The organism is Arthrobacter sp. WCS2018Hpa-7 (assembly GCF_031843805.1).
Lineage (GTDB): Bacteria > Actinomycetota > Actinomycetes > Actinomycetales > Micrococcaceae > Arthrobacter.
This window is the reverse complement of the sequence record NZ_JAVTJB010000004.1, coordinates 290740-306611: the sequence shown is the minus strand read 5'-3', so window position 1 is coordinate 306611 and position 15872 is coordinate 290740. Positions and strand designations below refer to the sequence as shown.

16 protein-coding genes are annotated in these 15872 nt (G+C 63.6%); 6 read left to right on the top strand and 10 right to left on the bottom strand.

Going from position 1 to position 15872, the window contains the following annotated elements:
• Nucleotides 1-22: 22 nt before the first annotated feature.
• Nucleotides 23-973, top strand: a complete 951-nt coding sequence (locus RQH14_RS07155) for a glycosyltransferase family 9 protein (protein WP_311212620.1) — start codon at nucleotides 23-25, stop codon at nucleotides 971-973.
• Nucleotides 974-995: 22 nt separating this feature from the next.
• On the opposite strand, the gene RQH14_RS07150 is transcribed toward RQH14_RS07155, so the two are convergent.
• Nucleotides 996-1772, bottom strand: a complete 777-nt coding sequence (locus RQH14_RS07150; protein WP_311212619.1) for a sigma-70 family RNA polymerase sigma factor — start codon at nucleotides 1770-1772, stop codon at nucleotides 996-998.
• A gap of 139 nt (nucleotides 1773-1911) precedes the next feature.
• Between RQH14_RS07150 and RQH14_RS07145 the strand changes: the two genes are divergently transcribed.
• On the top strand, nucleotides 1912-2649 hold the full coding sequence (locus RQH14_RS07145) for a GAF and ANTAR domain-containing protein (RefSeq protein WP_311212618.1): 738 nt from the start codon (nucleotides 1912-1914) through the stop codon (nucleotides 2647-2649).
• A 37-nt stretch (nucleotides 2650-2686) separates the two neighbouring features.
• On the opposite strand, the gene RQH14_RS07140 is transcribed toward RQH14_RS07145, so the two are convergent.
• The 4 genes from RQH14_RS07140 to helR all read right to left on the bottom strand — a co-directional run bounded on the left by RQH14_RS07140 (nucleotide 2687) and on the right by helR (nucleotide 7220).
• Entirely contained in the window at nucleotides 2687-3082 is a 396-nt protein-coding gene (locus RQH14_RS07140) for a DUF1761 domain-containing protein (protein ID WP_311212617.1), read from the bottom strand.
• 77 nt (nucleotides 3083-3159) lie between these two features.
• Nucleotides 3160-4014: an AraC family transcriptional regulator gene (locus RQH14_RS07135; protein WP_311212616.1), complete on the bottom strand. Its 855-nt coding sequence runs from the start codon at nucleotides 4012-4014 to the stop codon at nucleotides 3160-3162.
• Between the two features lie 39 nt (nucleotides 4015-4053).
• A complete protein-coding gene (locus RQH14_RS07130; RefSeq protein WP_311212615.1) occupies nucleotides 4054-4899 on the bottom strand; it encodes an HAD family hydrolase in 846 nt (281 codons plus the stop codon).
• Nucleotides 4900-5030: 131 nt separating this feature from the next.
• The gene (helR, locus tag RQH14_RS07125) at nucleotides 5031-7220 is read right to left on the bottom strand and encodes an RNA polymerase recycling motor ATPase HelR (protein WP_311212614.1); all 2190 of its coding nucleotides are present in this window, start codon (nucleotides 7218-7220) and stop codon (nucleotides 5031-5033) included.
• Nucleotides 7221-7452: 232 nt separating this feature from the next.
• Here helR and RQH14_RS07120 point away from each other — a divergent pair, with 232 nt between their 5' ends.
• Nucleotides 7453-8181, top strand: coding sequence for a class I SAM-dependent methyltransferase (locus RQH14_RS07120; RefSeq protein ID WP_311212613.1), 729 nt, complete (start codon nucleotides 7453-7455; stop codon nucleotides 8179-8181).
• A gap of 69 nt (nucleotides 8182-8250) precedes the next feature.
• Here the strand turns inward: RQH14_RS07120 and RQH14_RS07115 are convergent, their stop codons facing one another.
• Entirely contained in the window at nucleotides 8251-9300 is a 1050-nt protein-coding gene (locus RQH14_RS07115; protein ID WP_311212612.1) for a hypothetical protein, read from the bottom strand.
• A 163-nt stretch (nucleotides 9301-9463) separates the two neighbouring features.
• On the bottom strand, nucleotides 9464-10744 hold the full coding sequence (gene serS, locus RQH14_RS07110) for a serine--tRNA ligase (protein WP_311212611.1): 1281 nt from the start codon (nucleotides 10742-10744) through the stop codon (nucleotides 9464-9466).
• A 111-nt stretch (nucleotides 10745-10855) separates the two neighbouring features.
• Between serS and RQH14_RS07105 the strand changes: the two genes are divergently transcribed.
• Entirely contained in the window at nucleotides 10856-11917 is a 1062-nt protein-coding gene (locus tag RQH14_RS07105) for a diacylglycerol kinase family protein (RefSeq protein WP_311212610.1), read from the top strand.
• Here RQH14_RS07105 and RQH14_RS07100 read toward each other — a convergent pair.
• The 3 genes from RQH14_RS07100 to RQH14_RS07090 form a co-directional block, all read right to left on the bottom strand.
• Entirely contained in the window at nucleotides 11914-12144 is a 231-nt protein-coding gene (locus tag RQH14_RS07100) for a hypothetical protein (protein ID WP_280625687.1), read from the bottom strand. The two genes, RQH14_RS07105 and RQH14_RS07100, sit on opposite strands and share 4 nt — an antisense overlap.
• A 105-nt stretch (nucleotides 12145-12249) precedes the next feature.
• Nucleotides 12250-13185, bottom strand: a complete 936-nt coding sequence (pheA, locus tag RQH14_RS07095) for a prephenate dehydratase (protein ID WP_311212609.1) — start codon at nucleotides 13183-13185, stop codon at nucleotides 12250-12252.
• Between the two features lie 30 nt (nucleotides 13186-13215).
• Nucleotides 13216-13542: a rhodanese-like domain-containing protein gene (locus tag RQH14_RS07090; protein WP_261611902.1), complete on the bottom strand. Its 327-nt coding sequence runs from the start codon at nucleotides 13540-13542 to the stop codon at nucleotides 13216-13218.
• 155 nt (nucleotides 13543-13697) lie between these two features.
• Between RQH14_RS07090 and RQH14_RS07085 the strand changes: the two genes are divergently transcribed.
• Nucleotides 13698-14441: a peptidase E gene (locus RQH14_RS07085; protein WP_311212608.1), complete on the top strand. Its 744-nt coding sequence runs from the start codon at nucleotides 13698-13700 to the stop codon at nucleotides 14439-14441.
• 25 nt (nucleotides 14442-14466) lie between these two features.
• On the top strand, nucleotides 14467-15870 hold the full coding sequence (locus RQH14_RS07080; protein ID WP_311212607.1) for an amidase: 1404 nt from the start codon (nucleotides 14467-14469) through the stop codon (nucleotides 15868-15870).
• Nucleotides 15871-15872 lie beyond the last annotated feature (2 nt).

The following is a 15872-nucleotide window of genomic DNA, read 5'->3' as shown; positions in this document are numbered from 1 at the left end:
AGACTCCTAGCGGGAGGCCACCATGACCACAGCTGAACACACCGATCAACCCCTGTTGCTTGCCCTGCGCGCGCTAAAGCTCGGCGATCTCCTGGTCGCAGTTCCGGCGCTCCGTGGCCTGCACAGGGCCTTTCCCGAACACCGGATCCTGTACGCGGCGCCGGCATGGATTGCCGAGGCCCTGGAGCTGGTGGGTGGCATCCATCACCTGCCCACTCCTGGGCTGGATGATCCTTTGACCGTCCCCCGGGCAACCGTGGACATTGCGGTCAACCTGCACGGAAATGGCCCTGAGAGCCGGCGTCGGATCGAGGAGTTGCAGGCCAACAGGGTGGTTGCGCATGCTTCCGCTGACGCTGACGGCCCTGAGTGGATCACCGGGATCCCCGAACGCGAGCGCTGGACCCGACTGCTGAACTGGCACGGCATCGACGCCGATCCGCTGGACTACCGGTTGAACCGTCCAGCTGTTCGGTCGCCGCGGCCGGGTGCCACCGTGATCCACGTGGGCGCGGCTTATGGCAGCAGGTTGTGGCCCGTTGAGCGGTTCGCGGACGTCGCCGTCCAGCTCGCTGCGGCGGGGCATGAGGTAGTCCTCACGGGAGGCACCTCCGAGCGCGCCCGGGCGGAGGAGACTGCCGCTTTGGCGAAGCTCAAAGGAGCAAACCTCGACGACGGCCTGCTGGCCGGGCGGCAGGGACTCGCCGAATTCGCGGCAACCATCGCCGATGCCCGGCTGGTGGTCTCGGCCGACACCGGCGCGGCACATCTGGCATCCGCCTACGGACGTCCGTCGGTGGTGCTGTTCGGACCGGCGCCCGTCGACGAGTGGGGTCCGCCGCCGGGACCGCACGTGGTGCTCACCGCCGTCGAACTCCGCCGCGGTGACGTGTTCGCTGCCGATCCGGATCCGGCCCTTCTGGCCGTCAGCGTCCGCGACGTTGTGGACGCAGTGGAGCGGCTGGGTTGCTAGCTGGGTCTTTGCCGCTCCCTTCTCAGGGAGCCGTCCCGTCCTGAAGATGGGCTTCTTCGTCCAACAACTGCGTTTGGAGTGACACCAGGATTTTGGACAGCTTGCGCGATACCTGCATTTGCGACATGCCCAGGGCCTCGGCGATGGTGGACTGCGTCTCCTCGCGGTAATAGCGCCGGTACAGGAGGTGTCGGTCCTCCGGGCTCAGTCCCCGGATGGCGTTGCGCAGGGCCAGCACGTCCTCGAGCCGGTCAGTGGGACAGCCGAAAGCTGACAGGGTGCCCTGAAGGCCGTCCCGGCCATCGGATGCCGGGGCGTCCAGGGAATCCGGGCGCTTGCTGGTTCCGGCCATCAGCGCCTCGCGTACCTGGCATGGCTCCAGACTCAGATCCTCGGCTACTTCCTCCGGGGAGGGCGTCCGCTGCAGGGTTTGGGTCAATTCCTCCGTCCGCGCCAGCACCTGGCGCCGGACGTCCTGGATGGTCCGCGGCGGACGGACAAACCAGCAATGGTCGCGGAGATATCGTTTGACCTCCCCGGCGATGGTGGGCGCGGCATAGGCAGGGAAACTGACGCCCTTGGACTCGTCGTAGCCGCGTGCGGCTTTGATGAGGCCCATATACGCCACTTGCCTGACGTCGTCGAGGTCGTGGGTGTGCGCTGAGTATCTTGCGGCGATGGACTTGGCCAGATTGAGGTGGTCCAGGACCAGGCTGTCCTGGAAGCTCTGCCGAATGCTCCCCTCAGGTTTACCTGCGGACGTCATGTTGCGGAGGCCAAGTTGTTGGGTCTGTCCCATGGGGCTTCAATCCTCTGACCGGCTGAATGTGAGCCCACGGCAAGACTCCTTAAAAAGAGAAGCACACTTACTATTAGCTTTCAACGGGTACCGGGAGTTAGTCTCGAAAGGTAGCCAAATCCACGGATCGGAGATCCACATGGAAGACCCACAAGTCGCCGAGACAACCGTGCTGGCCGATGTCCAGGACTTGCTGCTGAGCACGCCTGACGTCGAGGCGTTCCTTGAGGAGTTGGCCCGGCACTCGGCCAGTATGTTCAGCAATCCTGACCACGAGGTCTACTGCGGCATCACCCTCATGCGTCACCGGACAGCCGGCACCGTAGCCAGCAGCAGCGAACGAGCAAGGCAACTGGACGAGGTCCAATACGCGTTTGCCGACGGGCCTTGCCTCCACGCCTGCCGCGAAGGCGCCCAGGTCCACGTCCTTGACTTCGAAAAAGACAACACCTGGCCCGACTACAACGAGGCCATCACCGGCCATGGGCTTCGCTCCGTGCTGGCGGTACCCTTCCCGCTTCCGGACGACACTTCCCGGGCAGGCCTCAACCTGTATTCCGACCGCCCCAATGCCTTCGACCAAGCGGCCGTACAGCGCGCCAACGACTACGTTGAGCAGGCCTCAAAAGGTCTCCAACTGGCTGTTTTGATTGCCCAGCACAGCCAAACCGCCGCCAACCTGCGCGCCGCCATGGAGTCGCGGACCGTGATCGACATCGCCACGGGCATCATCATCGCCCAAAACCGCTGCACCCAGGAGGAGGCAATCGAGCTCATCAAAAAAGCCTCAAGCAACCGGAACGTCAAGCTGCGGGTGGTTGCCCAGGCCATTGTGGAGTCGGCCGGCGGAGGGCCGGTCCATACAGTGTTCAAGTAGGTCTCTTCCGGTACCGAAGGTCCGACACCGGGGGCGTTCAGCCCTGCATCGCGCCGATGATGGCGCCCATGGCCGTGAAAGTCACCACGTTGTAGCTGCCGTTGATGGCGAAAAGTGTCAGGCTTCGGCGCTCGAACAGGTAATTCACGCCCAGCGCTGTTGCTACCCATCCTAAGCCTGCGGCCAGCCCGGCAAAGGTTCCGAACGCGAACCCACCCCGGCCGATGAACGCTGCCAGGAAAAAGGCCATCACCACGGCCAGAAGGAACGAGCCCACAAAGACGCGGGCCGTTCCGGATTTGAGCTGCTCATCACTGACGCCCGCTGCTTTCTGCCACGGTTTGGCGAACAGCAGCGAATACCAGAGCCCACCCACGACGAACGTGGCCAACGCGGCCAGCAGCACAGCGAGCCAATTGATCTGAACGTCCATCAGTGTCCTCTCCAAGGTGACTTCCTGAATGGACAGTACGCCCGGTCAAGCCCGCGGTCTTGTAAAAACCCCGCAGGCTACCCGACGACTTCCTCCAGCGGGACAAACGTGGCGTACTCCGCGCCGTAGCTCTGCACTACCTGAAGGTACTCAGTGGGCGTGAAACCACTGAAGCGCCGGAAGGAACGGATCAGATGGGGCTGGTCGTAGTAGTCGGCCAGGTGAAGGAGTTCCCGGCCCGGGATTGAGCCCATGGGCAGGGCCGCCGCCTGGTTGACGAGCCTGTTGAACCGGCAGACGTCCGAATACGCCTTGGCCGTGGTTCCACAATCCCGCATCATGATGCGCTCCAGCGTGGACGCGCTGATTCCCAATCCCGCAGCCAACACGCCGATTTCAACGTCGCCCTTGGCCAGGGTCTCCACGGCTTGCAGTGTCCGGGCGTCGGCCGTGTACCCCGGCCTGAGCTGAGCTTCCAGGAAAGTTGCCAGGGCCGTGAAGGCCTGTTCAGGCCCTGCACTGATCAGCTGGGTGCGGAGTTCCGAAAAGCCCGGAAAGATGCTTTCAGCGTCCACCACCCGGTTCTGGAATTCCGACGGCGGCCGGTTGGTGAACGCTGCCAGGCCATAGGCAGTCAGGCGGGCACCAACGTTGAAAAGCTGATTCGGGTTTTCACTGATGACATAACTGCGTTGCAGTCCCGCGTAGAAGCCCGTGGAAACTTCGGTTCCACCGGCTTCCGACAGGGTGGCGGCTGTTCCACCCTCAGGCGGGGTGATCAACCGGTATGGGTCAGACAGATTCAGAATCAGGTGCGCCGAAGGTCCGGGGAGGATCTTCTCGTAACGGGCTCGCGGCTGGGCACGGACAAACCACAACTGGGTAACGAACGGCTGCAGTCCGGGCGGCGCGGGGCACTCTTCGTAGAACACAGCCCCAGTCTAGGTATCCCGCCGACCGTTAGTGCGCAATTACAGGAGGCTGCGCAAAACCTGCGCCGCGCCGTCGTCGAGCACTGAAGCGGTGACCTCATCCGCGACGGCGATTACCTCGTCGGGCGCCTGGCCCATGGCAACGCCGCGGCCGGCCCACGTGAGCATTTCGATGTCGTTGCGGCCATCGCCCACGGCAACCGTGTTGGCCTGGTCCGTTCCGAGCTTGTGGCGCAGAACCTCCAAGGCGCTGGCCTTGGTGACGCCCTCGGCAGCGATGTCCAGCCAGGCAGTCCATCCCACCGAGTACGTCACGCCGGAAAGTCCGATGTGCCTGATGGCCTCATTGAACTCGTCCGAAGTGTTCTCGCTGCTGAAGACCACTACGCGGACTGCCGTGGCATCCAGCATGGTCTGGAAGTCGACGCCGATGGACTCAACACCGAAACTGGCGTCCTGGAAGCGCTCGGTAGAGAGGAAGTTTCCGTCCTCGTCCTCCAGCGCGTATTTGGCGTTGGGCAGCCGTTCCCGCAGGGCCTTCAGAGCCGGAGCGGGATCGAAAGTTGCCTTGTGGATGATCTCGTAACCCTTGTCCAGCGAGGGATCCAGTCGAAGTGTCACGCCGCCATTGCAGCAGACCGCGTAGCCTCGCTCGAGGCCGATCTTCTGGATGATGGGAAGCGTCGCGTTGAGCGAGCGACCCGTAGCGATCATGACGTCGTGGCCGCTTGCGACCACAGCCTGGGCGGCGGAGCGAACTCCCTCCGACATGTGGCCATCGTGGTCCACGAGTGTGCCGTCCACGTCCAATGCGACCATGTACTTGTTGGTGTTATTTGGCTGGTCATCGATGCCAGCAACTGGAGTATCAGTCAAAATAGTCATGCTTACAGTAGAGCAGACACCCCCGACACTGAACTAGGACCGGCGCCACAGCTGTGGATTAACGGAGTGTGAATAGTCATTCTGTGGCGCCTGATCAGTGGCCCGGTTAGGTGCTGGCCGTTGATGGCCGATCACTTGGGACTCTCGAGGATCACGAGTTGCCGGGTGGCCCTCGTCATGGCCACGTAGCGGTCTACGGCGCCTTCAATACCCTGGCCGAAGCCCTCCGGATCGATGAGGACCACGAGGTCGAACTCCAGGCCCTTTGCCAGCTCAGGAGTGAGCCGGCTGACGCGGACACGGTTGGCCGCAGCCGTGGTCATGGCATCCGGCAGGCCCACGACGCAGGCCGTTCCCTCCGGGTTTTCAGCAAGCCAGGAGTCCAGGACCGGCTGTAGTTCCCGCACTGTTCCGTGGCGCACTGGAAGGCCGGTGCTGCGGACCGAAGTAGGCACGTTGGCATCCGGGAGTGCCTGGCGGATGACCGGTTCAGCCTCTGCCATGACCTCCTCCGGTGTGCGGTAGTTGATGCTGAGACTGGCCACGTTGACGGCGCCCAGGCCAACACGTTCCAGACGTTCTTCCCATGATTCCGTGAACCCGTGCCTGGCTTGGGCCCGGTCCCCCACCACCGTGAAACTCCGCGAGGGGCATCGCAGCAACAACATCCTCCACTCTGCGTCAGTCAGCTCCTGGGCTTCATCCACCACGATGTGCGCGAACGGTCCCGCAAGAACATCGGGATCGGCTGACTCCAAGGCGCCCTCCTCCACGAGCTTGTCCCGCATGTCGTCACCGCGCAGCATGAACATCTCCAGGTTTTCGGAGTCGTCAGCGGCTATCAGATCATCCACCACCTGGTCCATGAGCTCCCGCTCAACGGCCAGTGCTGCGTTCCGGGCCCTTCTGCGTCGTGAGGCCTCAGGGTCGCCCAAGCGTTGGCGGGCTGCGTCCAAAAGCGGCAGATCCGCCGTCGTCCATGCTTCCGGGTCTTGACGCCGCAGCCTCGCCCTTTCATCGGGCTGCAGCCATGGCGCACACAACTTCAGATAAGCCGGCACCCGCCACAAGTCCTCCACCAACGCCGAGTAATCCAAGAGGGGCCACGCCTTGGTGAATGCTGCCCTTAGCTCCGCGTTACGGCTAAGCGCGCGGCGAAGCAAGCTTTCGGGAATGTCATGCTGGTCCAGCTTGTCCACGAGGATGGTGAGCAGTGCCTCCCACACCTCATCGCGGGCCTCGTTGTGCGGGGTGCCGGGTTCCGCGGCATCAAACGCCTCGGCCCAGTCCTCGCTGCTGACCCAGACGTCGGCGTAGGGCGTCTCAGCCTCCATGCCTTCAGCCGGCGGTGCCTCGTAGAACTTCACCGCGGACTCAATCGCTTTCACCATCTCCACGGACGACTTCAGCCGGGCAACTTCGGGATCACTTTCGACGACGGCCGTGGCACCTTCCGGGACCAGGTCCCCCAGTGTGCACGTCTGCACCCCTTCTTCACCCAAGCTCGGAAGGACATCGGCGACATAGGTGAGGTAGGGCTGGTGCGGGCCGATGAACAGGACATCGCTCCTTCGATGGTTACCGCGATGACTCAGGCGGGGATCCGAGTAGAGCAGGTATGCCGTGCGGTGCAAGGCGACCACGGTCTTACCGGTGCCGGGGCCGCCGTCAACGACCAAGGCACCGCGGGAGCCGGCGCGGATGATCTGGTCCTGGTCAGCTTGGATGGTCCCCAGCACGTCCCGCATCCGAAGCGAGCGGCTGCTGCCCAAACTGGCGATGAAGGCGGATTGGTCATCCAGGGCAGCGTTGCTTTCCAAGCCGTCAGCAGTGAATACTTCGTCCCAATAATCGCTGATTCGCCCCCTCGTCCAACGGTAGCGGCGGCGGCTTACCAAGCCCATCGGGTTTGCGTGGGTTGCCCCGAAGAAGGGCTCGGCGGCCGGCGAGCGCCAATCGACCAGGAGCCGGCGGCCGTTGCTGTCGGTCAAGCCCAGCCTGCCAACATAAAGGGGCTCCGCGCTTTCCGCGGTGACCATCCTGCCCAAGCAAAGGTCCAGACCGAAGCGCCTCAGAGCCCTCAGTCGCGCAGTGATTCGGTGGATTTCCTGGTCCCGGTCCAAGGCCGCCTGGCCCCGGCCGCCGGGCTGCTTTCGCGTGGCATCAAGCCGTGCTGACAACTCCGCGATTTGTCCCGTCAGGCTGGTGGCGATGGCTTCGAACTGCTGCTCGTCGGTGCTGATCAGCTTCGGATCGGCCTTGCGCGCAAGGTGCTCAGACAATACGAAAGCACTGGTTCTTGCTGGGCTGATTTCGGGCATGGCACGACTCCTTTCCTCTGGGTGATGGGGTTCGTGGATCAATTGTTCGGCACGTGGGGGGCCTTGCCGCAAGCCCCGGGGTGCGTTATAAATTGAGTATGGAAGGGATCATTCCCTTCCTTTTTCGTGCCCTTTCCCGCCCTTGTTCGAAATCCCCGCCGCACAACGCCGAGCGTGCCGAACAGCAGCGAGTTTGAGGGGCGCGGGCTAGGGTAGTCGGATGCCTTCAGGAATGACCGGAGCTCAGCTATCAGCCCTCTACGACGCCGGGAATCAATGGGCCGAGGATGACGACTTCTTTCTGGCCTTCGTTAGTGAGCGGCCGAACAGCCGGGTGTTGGACCTTGGTTGCGGCACCGGCCGAATGACTCTGGCGGTTGCTGCGGCAGGCCACTCCGTTGTTGGCATCGACCCAAACCCTGACTCCCTTGCGGCCGCCCAAAGGAAGCGCGGGGCAGAAGCCGTCATGTGGATTGACGGTACGTCGGCGGCGATCCCCCAAGAAGCCACTTTTGATGTGGCAATCATGACAGCGCACGTGGCCCAGGCGATTAACGACGACGACGGCTGGTCCCGAACGCTTGCCGACGTCCACCGCGCATTGGTCCCCGGAGGCATGCTTGTCTTTGATTCCCGCGACCCTGCAGCCAGGGCGTGGGAACACTGGACTCCGGCCAAGACGCGGCGCGTACACACTCTTCCCGACGGCTCCATGGTGGAAGCCTGGATCGAATGCGCTGCAGAGACCGGTGGGCTCGTTGCCCTGACCGAGCATCGACTCTGTAACGGGAGCACCGAGGAAACGGAGACCTCCGTCCTGGCCTTCCGCACGGAAGATCAGCTCCGCCACGATCTAAACTCGGCGGGCTTCACTGTGAACCACCTCTACGGCGGCTGGGCAGGCGAGGACGTGGGAAGCGGACAGGGCGAACTGATCGTGATTGCGCACAAGCCCGCATAGATTCCCGCCCTGGTTCGAATCCCCCCGCCGCACAACGTGGAGCGTGACGAACGAATGAGGGTTTGAGCGTTATCCACGGCCCGCCGACAGCAATCCTGTCCGGACGCCCGGGAGCAGTCCGGCACCGATCAGCTTCCGGCGCAGCCTCTCCGGGTTCTCCACGTCTGCCCATCCCCAACGTGCGAATCCGAAGCCCAAGGCACGAATCCGGTCTTCCCGCAGCTTCTCGTTGTACACCGCTTCCTCAATCGTGGCGCCGTTGCGTAGTTCCGGAGTGGTGTATTTCGCCTTTCCGTCGAACTCCCCCACAACACCCGTCCGCCCGTCCATTCCGGGCCACCAAAAATCACTTCGGCCAATGAACCCGTCCATATCGCTGAAATCGTGCTGTAGCTCCGGCTGTTCGATGCCAAGAAACTGAAACGCTGCCCGGCTGAACGACTCTCCGGGAGATTCAGTCAAAGGAGACGCCAGTGATAACGCCAGTTCCGCACGGCGCCTGGCAGCAGCGTGCGGGTGAGCCTTGACGGCCGCAGCAACCTGGTCCACATCCAGGAGGTTGGACTCCTGCGCCAACCTTCCCATCTTCCAGAGCTTCCGGGCTACTCCGTCTGCCACCACCAGGGACTGGCTAAGCGTCGAAGAGAACGCTACGTCCAGGGCCGTATTCAAGAGTCCCGTGCCCATGAATTCTCCGAGCCTTACGGGGGCAACCTCAGGATTCACGTGGTATCGCAAGGGGAAGCCTCGATCCCTGGGGACCTGCTGACTGTCATTGCCCGCACTCACCATGGACAAAGTGGGCCTGCGTCGTCCCGCGCGGCTTGGATTCGGAGCAACGCATTCCACATAGGACGGGGTCCGCAGGATGGGTATCCCCATGACGAAGGCGGCAGTTTCCCGGCAGAAGACAAGGCCTGGAATGGCTCTGGCGGCTGCGGCAACCGTCCAAGCGAAGCGAATCCACGGCTGAGCCGCCAACCATCGGGATGTCTCTACGTAGTAGCCGCGGCGAATTCTCACCAGCTTTCCTGCCATGAAGCTGCTGTGTACTGCATCCGTCCGCCCCCCGGAGCGGAGAATCGCAGGGGTTTCTATGAGGCCAGGTGATACGTCCATCACTCCACCTTGCCCGGCGCAAGCCGTCATTCAGCCGCAGAAGACCGCTATGTGCACAACCACGGATGTGGAGGACAAGTGGCAACAGAAAATCCCGCCCCTGTCCGCCACGCGAGCCGTACAACGGCCGGGGAAGCGAACGGGGGCGGGATCCGCCAAAGAACTAGAGAACCGGCAGAACCTCAAGCCCGCCAAGGTACTTCTGCAGCGCCTTGGGAACGTTGACGGAACCGTCCGGGTTCTGGTGGTGCTCCAGGATGGCAACGATCCAGCGCGTGGTGGCCAAGGTGCCGTTCAGCGTGGCAACGGCACGGGTTCCCTTGGCAACACCTTCGTCATTGATCACGCGTTCGCGGATGTTGAGGCGGCGCGCCTGGAACGTGGTGCAGTTGGACGTCGAGGTGAGCTCTCGGTAGGCGTTTTGGGTGGGAACCCACGCTTCACAGTCGAACTTGCGGGCAGCGGACATGCCGAGGTCGCCGGCGGCGGTGTCGATCACGCGGTAGGGGAGCTCGCACTTGGCCAGCATTTCCTCTTCCCACGCGAGCAGACGCTCGTGTTCGGCAGCTGCTTCTTCAACCGTGGTGTAGATGAACATCTCCACCTTGTTGAACTGGTGCACGCGGATGATGCCACGGGTGTCCTTGCCGTGCGAACCGGCCTCGCGGCGGTAGCACGAGCTCTGGCCCGCGAAGCGGATGGGGCCTGCGGAGAGGTCCAGGATCTCGTCTGCGTGGTAGCCGGCGAGGGCCACCTCAGAGGTTCCCACAAGGTAAAGGTCGTCTTCAGCGAGACGGTAGATCTCGGCGTCGTGCTTGACATCAAAACCGGTGCCCTGCATGGTTTCCGGGCGCACCAAAGTGGGGGTGATCATGGGGACGAAGCCGGCGTCGATGGCCTGCTCCATGGCCATCTGCAGCAAAGCCATTTCCAGCCGGGCGCCCACGCCGCGGAGGAAGTAGAAACGCGAGCCGGAAACCTTGGCGCCGCGTTCCATGTCGATAGCGCCAATCAGTTCACCGATTTCCAGGTGGTCTTTCGGCTCGAAGTCCGTGAATTCGCGCGGAGTACCAACGGTCTTGACCACAACGTAGTCATCCTCGCCACCCTCGGGGACACCGTCCACCACGAGGTTGGGGATCACCCGGAGCAGTTCTTCCTGCTTTGCCTGCGCGGCTGAGGCTTCAGCGGCTGCGGCTTTGACCGAGTTGGCCAGTTCCTTGACCTCGGCCAGCAGCGCCTGCTTTTCCTCGCCCTTGGCCTGCGCCACCTTCTTGCCGAAAGCGTTTTGCTCGGCGCGGAGCGTCTCGTGGCGGATCAGCGCGGCACGGCGATCGGAGTCAGCGGAGATGATCGCGTCCACAACGGACTCGTCGGCGCCACGGGCGCGCTGGCTGGCACGGAACTTGTCCGGATTTTCGCTGAGGTCTTTTACGTCGATCACCTGACAAGAGTATCGAATCCGCCGCGGATTTCCGGTCCGCAGCGGGTAAAGGGCGCCCGGCCCGGACGCGCGGCAAGGAGGGACCTGCCCAGAGGATAGTGTTGGAGCACCATGAGCGACTGGATCCTGTACGTGATTCTCGCTGGGGGCGTGGCCTTTGCCGTCTCCAGTTGGTGGGGTGTGCGCCGATTGAAAGCCCGGCACATCAGAAGCGCTGTTCGGGAGGATACGCACAAGCCCGGCGCCGGGGACCAGCGGGTGGCCGTCATCCTCAACCCCGTCAAGAACAACGCGGATGTGGCCCGGCAGGCCATCATCGACGCCTGCGACCTCGCGGGATGGGACGCCCCCAAGTTCTACGAAACCACCGTGGATGATCCCGGCTACAGTCAGTCCCGGGAGGCCCTGGCCTACGGGGCCGACGTCGTTCTGGCGTGCGGCGGCGACGGTACAGTGCGCGTGGTGGCTGAGTCACTGGCGCACAAGAACGTTGCCATGGGCCTCATCCCCCTGGGCACCGGAAACCTGCTGGCGCGCAACGTGGATTTGGATGTCACGGACCTTGCGGACTGCATCCAGATCGCGCTGTTCGGCCACCAGCGCTACATCGATACCGCCACCATGGGCGTGGAGAACGACATCACCGGAGAGTCCGCCGAACACACCTTCCTGGTCATCGCCGGCATGGGCCTGGATGCTGAGGTTGTTGGCGACACCAGGGACAACCTCAAGAAAAGCGTTGGCTGGCTGGCCTACACCGAAGCCGGCGTCCGGCACCTGCCTGGCCGCCGCAAACGCGTCACCATCACCATGGACGACCAGCCAGAGCAGGCCCGGAAGATCCGCAGCGTACTCTTCGCCAACTGTGGTTTGATCCCCGGCGGCATCGACTTCATCCCCCAGGCCATGATCGACGACGGCATGCTGGACATTGTGGTCATGAGTCCCCGCAGCGCTTTCGGCTGGCTCGCCATGTACACCAAGGTCCTCTTCAAGCACAACGCAAACCTGCCGATGATGAGCTTCTACCGATCCGGCAAGGTGGTCATCCGCAGCCAGGAACCCATGGCAACGCAGCTCGACGGCGACCCCTCGGGTGAGGCTACTACGGTCACCGTCCAGGTGGCGCCAGGGTCCCTGCTGGTGCGCGTGCCAAAAGCCAAAACCGCTTAAACAGCACCCTTTTCGGGTTGTGCTGCGTTCTTCCCGGCTTCTTCAGCTGCTGCCTTGGCTGCGGCCCGGGCCTCGGACTGCTCCTTGATCATGGCCTGCTCCTCTTCGAAGCGCAGGCGATCCGCACGATCAGCGTCGTCGCCGTCCCAGTCATCTTTGTTTTCACTTGAGGGCTTGGGATTGACGATCATGCCCTGGCCGTCTTTGTCATCGCTGTGGACAGTCATGACCGCTCCCTTCGTTTGCCATTCATCCATCGTTTATGGATCAGGCAAGCATACGCACAGAAGCATGACTGCGAAAGGGCATGCATTTCAGGCTGCAGACAGCGCCTAGGAGCCCTTGAGGATCGAATCAACCCACGCGTGCGCCGAGGCAAAGGCGGCGTCGGAAGTATGCGGAGCCACTACGGCCGGCTGTTTATCGGCGCGGGCGTAGGAGCCCAGGAACCGGGTGGCCGGGCTGATGCGGTGAAGGCCTGCAAGGGCGTCGGCTACCCGTGAATCCGTGGCGTGACCGTCGGCGTCGATGCTGAAGAAGTAGTGGCCCAAGTACTGTCCGGTGGGCCGGGATTCGATGCGGCTGAGGTTCACTCCGCGGGAGGCGAACTGGTCCAGGATCTCCATGAGCGCCCCGGGGTGGTCCTCGGGCAACGGGACAACAACGGTGGTCTTGTCAGCTCCGGTTCGGTCCGGAAGAACACCGGGCCGGCTCACCAGGATGAACCGCGTGACCGCCTCGGGGTTGTCGCCGATGTCCTCCGCCAGAACATTCAGGCCGGGTTGTTCCGCAGCGACCAACGGCGCGCAAATGGCGGCTTCATACGGCGCATCATCCTCCAGCAGGCCCATGGCGGAGGCCGCCGTCGAGGACCCCGGAACGTAATCGGCGTTCGGAAGGTGTTCATCCACCCATAGGCGGCACTGCGCCCAGGCGTGGCCGTGCGTCGAGATCCGCTTGATGTCGGAAAGTTCGAAGCCGGGCCTCGCCACGAGCACGAAGGTGATGGGGACCAGGGCCTCACGGATTATCCGGAGCTCCTGGCCTGTGGCGATCGCGTCCAAGGTGGCAGTGACCCCGCCCTCCACCGAGTTCTCGATGGGGACCATGGCTGCGTCAGCCTCGCCGGCACGGACCCGATCCAGGGCTGTGTTGACGTTGGTGCAGGGAATCCGTGTGGCGTCAGCAGCACCCGGCACCTGCAGGAGGGCAGCCTCGGTGAAGGTGCCCTCAGGGCCGAGGAACGTGTAGGTAACTGGTGACGTCAAGAAATATTCCTTGCTGGTTATATACGCAGGCTAGAGAACAACCGGCTTCAGTCCGTTGTCCGACACCATGGGATTGCCGGCTTCGAACCACATATCCATGCCGCCGGCTACGTTGACGGCCGAGTAGCCCTGCCCTACGAGCCACTGCACGGCGCGGAAAGAACGACCACCGGTGCGGCAGATGACAAAGAGGTCGTCGTCCGGATCAAGCTCATCCAGGCGTGCCGGAAGCTGGTCCATGGGGATGTGGCGCGCACCTTCGGCATGACCGGCCACCCACTCGTAGTCTTCGCGGACGTCCAGAATGCTGGCGTCTGCCGGAATGTCGCCCACAGGCACGGTATCGAAGTCGCTCATGGCGGTCCCTTCCCATCGATTAAGTCCAGGATCCAGCCTAGTCCCCGCCGCGTGGCACCGTAACTTCCCAGGCGGTCCGCGCTTGCTTCCCGACGCCGGGACGCTAAGACTGGGACCCAAGCACCCCCCCAACACTCGCGCGTTAGGAGTACCCCATGGCCGCTGGGCACCCCACCATTCTGGCGACATCCGGCGGCTATAAGCCCGGTGACCGGACGAGGCTCGAGTTCAACCACCTGATGCATTACGCCGTGGAGCTGTCCGGCGTCACGGGCCGGGCGCCGCGCGTCACACATATCGGTACTGCGTCCGGCGACCAGCGATGGTGGGCCGCGGAAATGGACCAGGCCGCCCGCATCGCAGGGTTCGATTTCAGCCACCTCAACCTTTTCACCATGCCCAACATCGAGGACCCGGAGGCCCATCTCCTGGAGCAGGACGTGGTGTGGGTCAATGGCGGGTCGGTGGTGAACCTGCTGGCCGTCTGGCGCGCGCACGGCCTGGACGGAATTTTGCGGAAAGCGTGGGAAAGCGGTGTGGTCCTGGCCGGGGTTTCCGCCGGCTCCATCTGTTGGTACCAAGGCGGCGTGACCGATTCCTTTGGGCCGGAACTCAAACCCGTCACCAACGCCTTGGGCTTCCTCCCCTACGGCAACGGGGTCCACTATGACTCAGAGCTGCGCCGCGCGCCTGCCATTCACCAGCTGGTGGCCAACGGAACTCTGGGCGAGACGCACTGCACGGACGACGGCGTCGGGCTGGTTTACCGGGGCACGGAACTTGTGGAAGTGGTGTCCGAGGTGAAGAATAAGGCTGCCTTCCGGGTGACCGCCGGAGCGGGCGAGAGCGTGGATGCTGTTGCTGTGGAGGAACGGTTGGAGTCGCGTTTCCTTGGCTGATCCTTACGTGCATGACATATCGCGAATGACGGCTGTTGAGCTGCGTGATGCCCTGGCGTCGGGCGAAGTCTCTGCCCGTGAAGCCACCTCGCATTTCGTCTCTGCAATCGAGTCCCGGAACAAGAACCTGGGCGCCTTTGTCACTATCACCACCGAACAAGCCCTGAGGGACGCCGCTGCCGCGGATCACCTGCACTCCAGGCTTGTCCGGGAGGGTCGTCCGGAAGAGCTCCCCCTGCTTCATGGCATGCCGACCGCTTTTAAGGACCTCACCGATGTTGCCGGCGTTCCCACCACCCACGGCAGCGCGGCCCTTGAGCCCAAGCCCGCACCGGAAGATGGTGCCCTCGCAGCAACCCTGAAGGCCCAAGGAGTCATCTCACTGGGCAAGACGCAGGTTCCAGAGTTCGGACTGACGGCCTACAGCGAAAACCGCATCGCACCGCCGTCGCGCAATCCACATTCCCTGGCTCGAAGCTCTGGCGGCTCGTCGGGTGGCAGCGCTGCCGCGGTGGCCGCGGGCCTGGTTCCGTTCGCTCCGGGGACCGACGGCGGCGGGTCCATTCGGATCCCGGCCGGCGCGTGCGGCCTGGTGGGGTTGAAGCCGGGGCGGGGCGTAGTGCCATCGGGTGCGAGCGCGGGAGACGCCGCCAAGTTGGTGGTGGCCGGACCGCTGGCAAAAACCGCTGGGGATGCAGCGCTGCTGATGGACGCGCTGGTCCCCCGGGATCAAGCGCCCGACGGCGGATACCTCGCCAACGTGGGGCGGGCGCCGGAGCCCCTGAGGATCGGCGTGACCCTGGATAGCCCGTGGGCTGGCATCTACCCGTTCCACATCGAGCAGGAAGCGATGGACGCCCTCTCGCTGGGGATCAGGCTGCTGGAAAAGGCAGGCCACAGCGTTGCCGAAGCCGAAATCCGCTACGACAACCGCTATCCCGAAGCCTTCACCACGGCCTGGACCGCCGGCGTCGGGAGTGCCCGGATAGCACCCCAGCGTGAGGCGTTGCTGACCCCGCTGACCCGGACGTTCCGGCGTCGGGCACAACAGCGGAGCGCGTTAAAGGTCAACGAGGCCTTGAGTTTCCTGCGTCAGTTCGAGCACGACACCATCACGCAGTACTCGGACTGGGACCTGATGCTCATGCCGACGCTGGCGCAGACACCGCGGCCGATCGGTTGGTTTACCGGTGGCGGCCACAGTGGCGAACTCTGGCCGAGCGAGTGGGCCGGTGACGCAGACGAGGATTACAAACGGCAATGCGAGTACGCGCCGTGGTCCTCCATGGTGAATGTGTGCGGGCTCCCGGCGATCAGCGTTCCGGTGCACACGACGCAGGGCGGACTGCCCATGGGGATCCAGCTGATTGGCCGGCCGGGATCTGAACTGGTGCTCCTCCAGCTCGCGGCCGTCCTTGAGAGCCACTGAGG

Coding starts and splice junctions, on each gene's coding strand:
- RQH14_RS07155 (WP_311212620.1), top strand. CDS start 23: ATGACCACAGCTGAACACACCGATCAACCCCTGTTGCTTGCCCTGCGC.
- RQH14_RS07150 (WP_311212619.1), bottom strand. CDS start 1,772: ATGGGACAGACCCAACAACTTGGCCTCCGCAACATGACGTCCGCAGGT.
- RQH14_RS07145 (WP_311212618.1), top strand. CDS start 1,912: ATGGAAGACCCACAAGTCGCCGAGACAACCGTGCTGGCCGATGTCCAG.
- RQH14_RS07140 (WP_311212617.1), bottom strand. CDS start 3,082: ATGGACGTTCAGATCAATTGGCTCGCTGTGCTGCTGGCCGCGTTGGCC.
- RQH14_RS07130 (WP_311212615.1), bottom strand. CDS start 4,899: ATGACTATTTTGACTGATACTCCAGTTGCTGGCATCGATGACCAGCCA.
- helR (WP_311212614.1), bottom strand. CDS start 7,220: ATGCCCGAAATCAGCCCAGCAAGAACCAGTGCTTTCGTATTGTCTGAG.
- RQH14_RS07120 (WP_311212613.1), top strand. CDS start 7,453: ATGACCGGAGCTCAGCTATCAGCCCTCTACGACGCCGGGAATCAATGG.
- RQH14_RS07115 (WP_311212612.1), bottom strand. CDS start 9,300: ATGGACGTATCACCTGGCCTCATAGAAACCCCTGCGATTCTCCGCTCC.
- RQH14_RS07105 (WP_311212610.1), top strand. CDS start 10,856: ATGAGCGACTGGATCCTGTACGTGATTCTCGCTGGGGGCGTGGCCTTT.
- RQH14_RS07100 (WP_280625687.1), bottom strand. CDS start 12,144: ATGACTGTCCACAGCGATGACAAAGACGGCCAGGGCATGATCGTCAAT.
- RQH14_RS07090 (WP_261611902.1), bottom strand. CDS start 13,542: ATGAGCGACTTCGATACCGTGCCTGTGGGCGACATTCCGGCAGACGCC.
- RQH14_RS07085 (WP_311212608.1), top strand. CDS start 13,698: ATGGCCGCTGGGCACCCCACCATTCTGGCGACATCCGGCGGCTATAAG.
- RQH14_RS07080 (WP_311212607.1), top strand. CDS start 14,467: ATGACGGCTGTTGAGCTGCGTGATGCCCTGGCGTCGGGCGAAGTCTCT.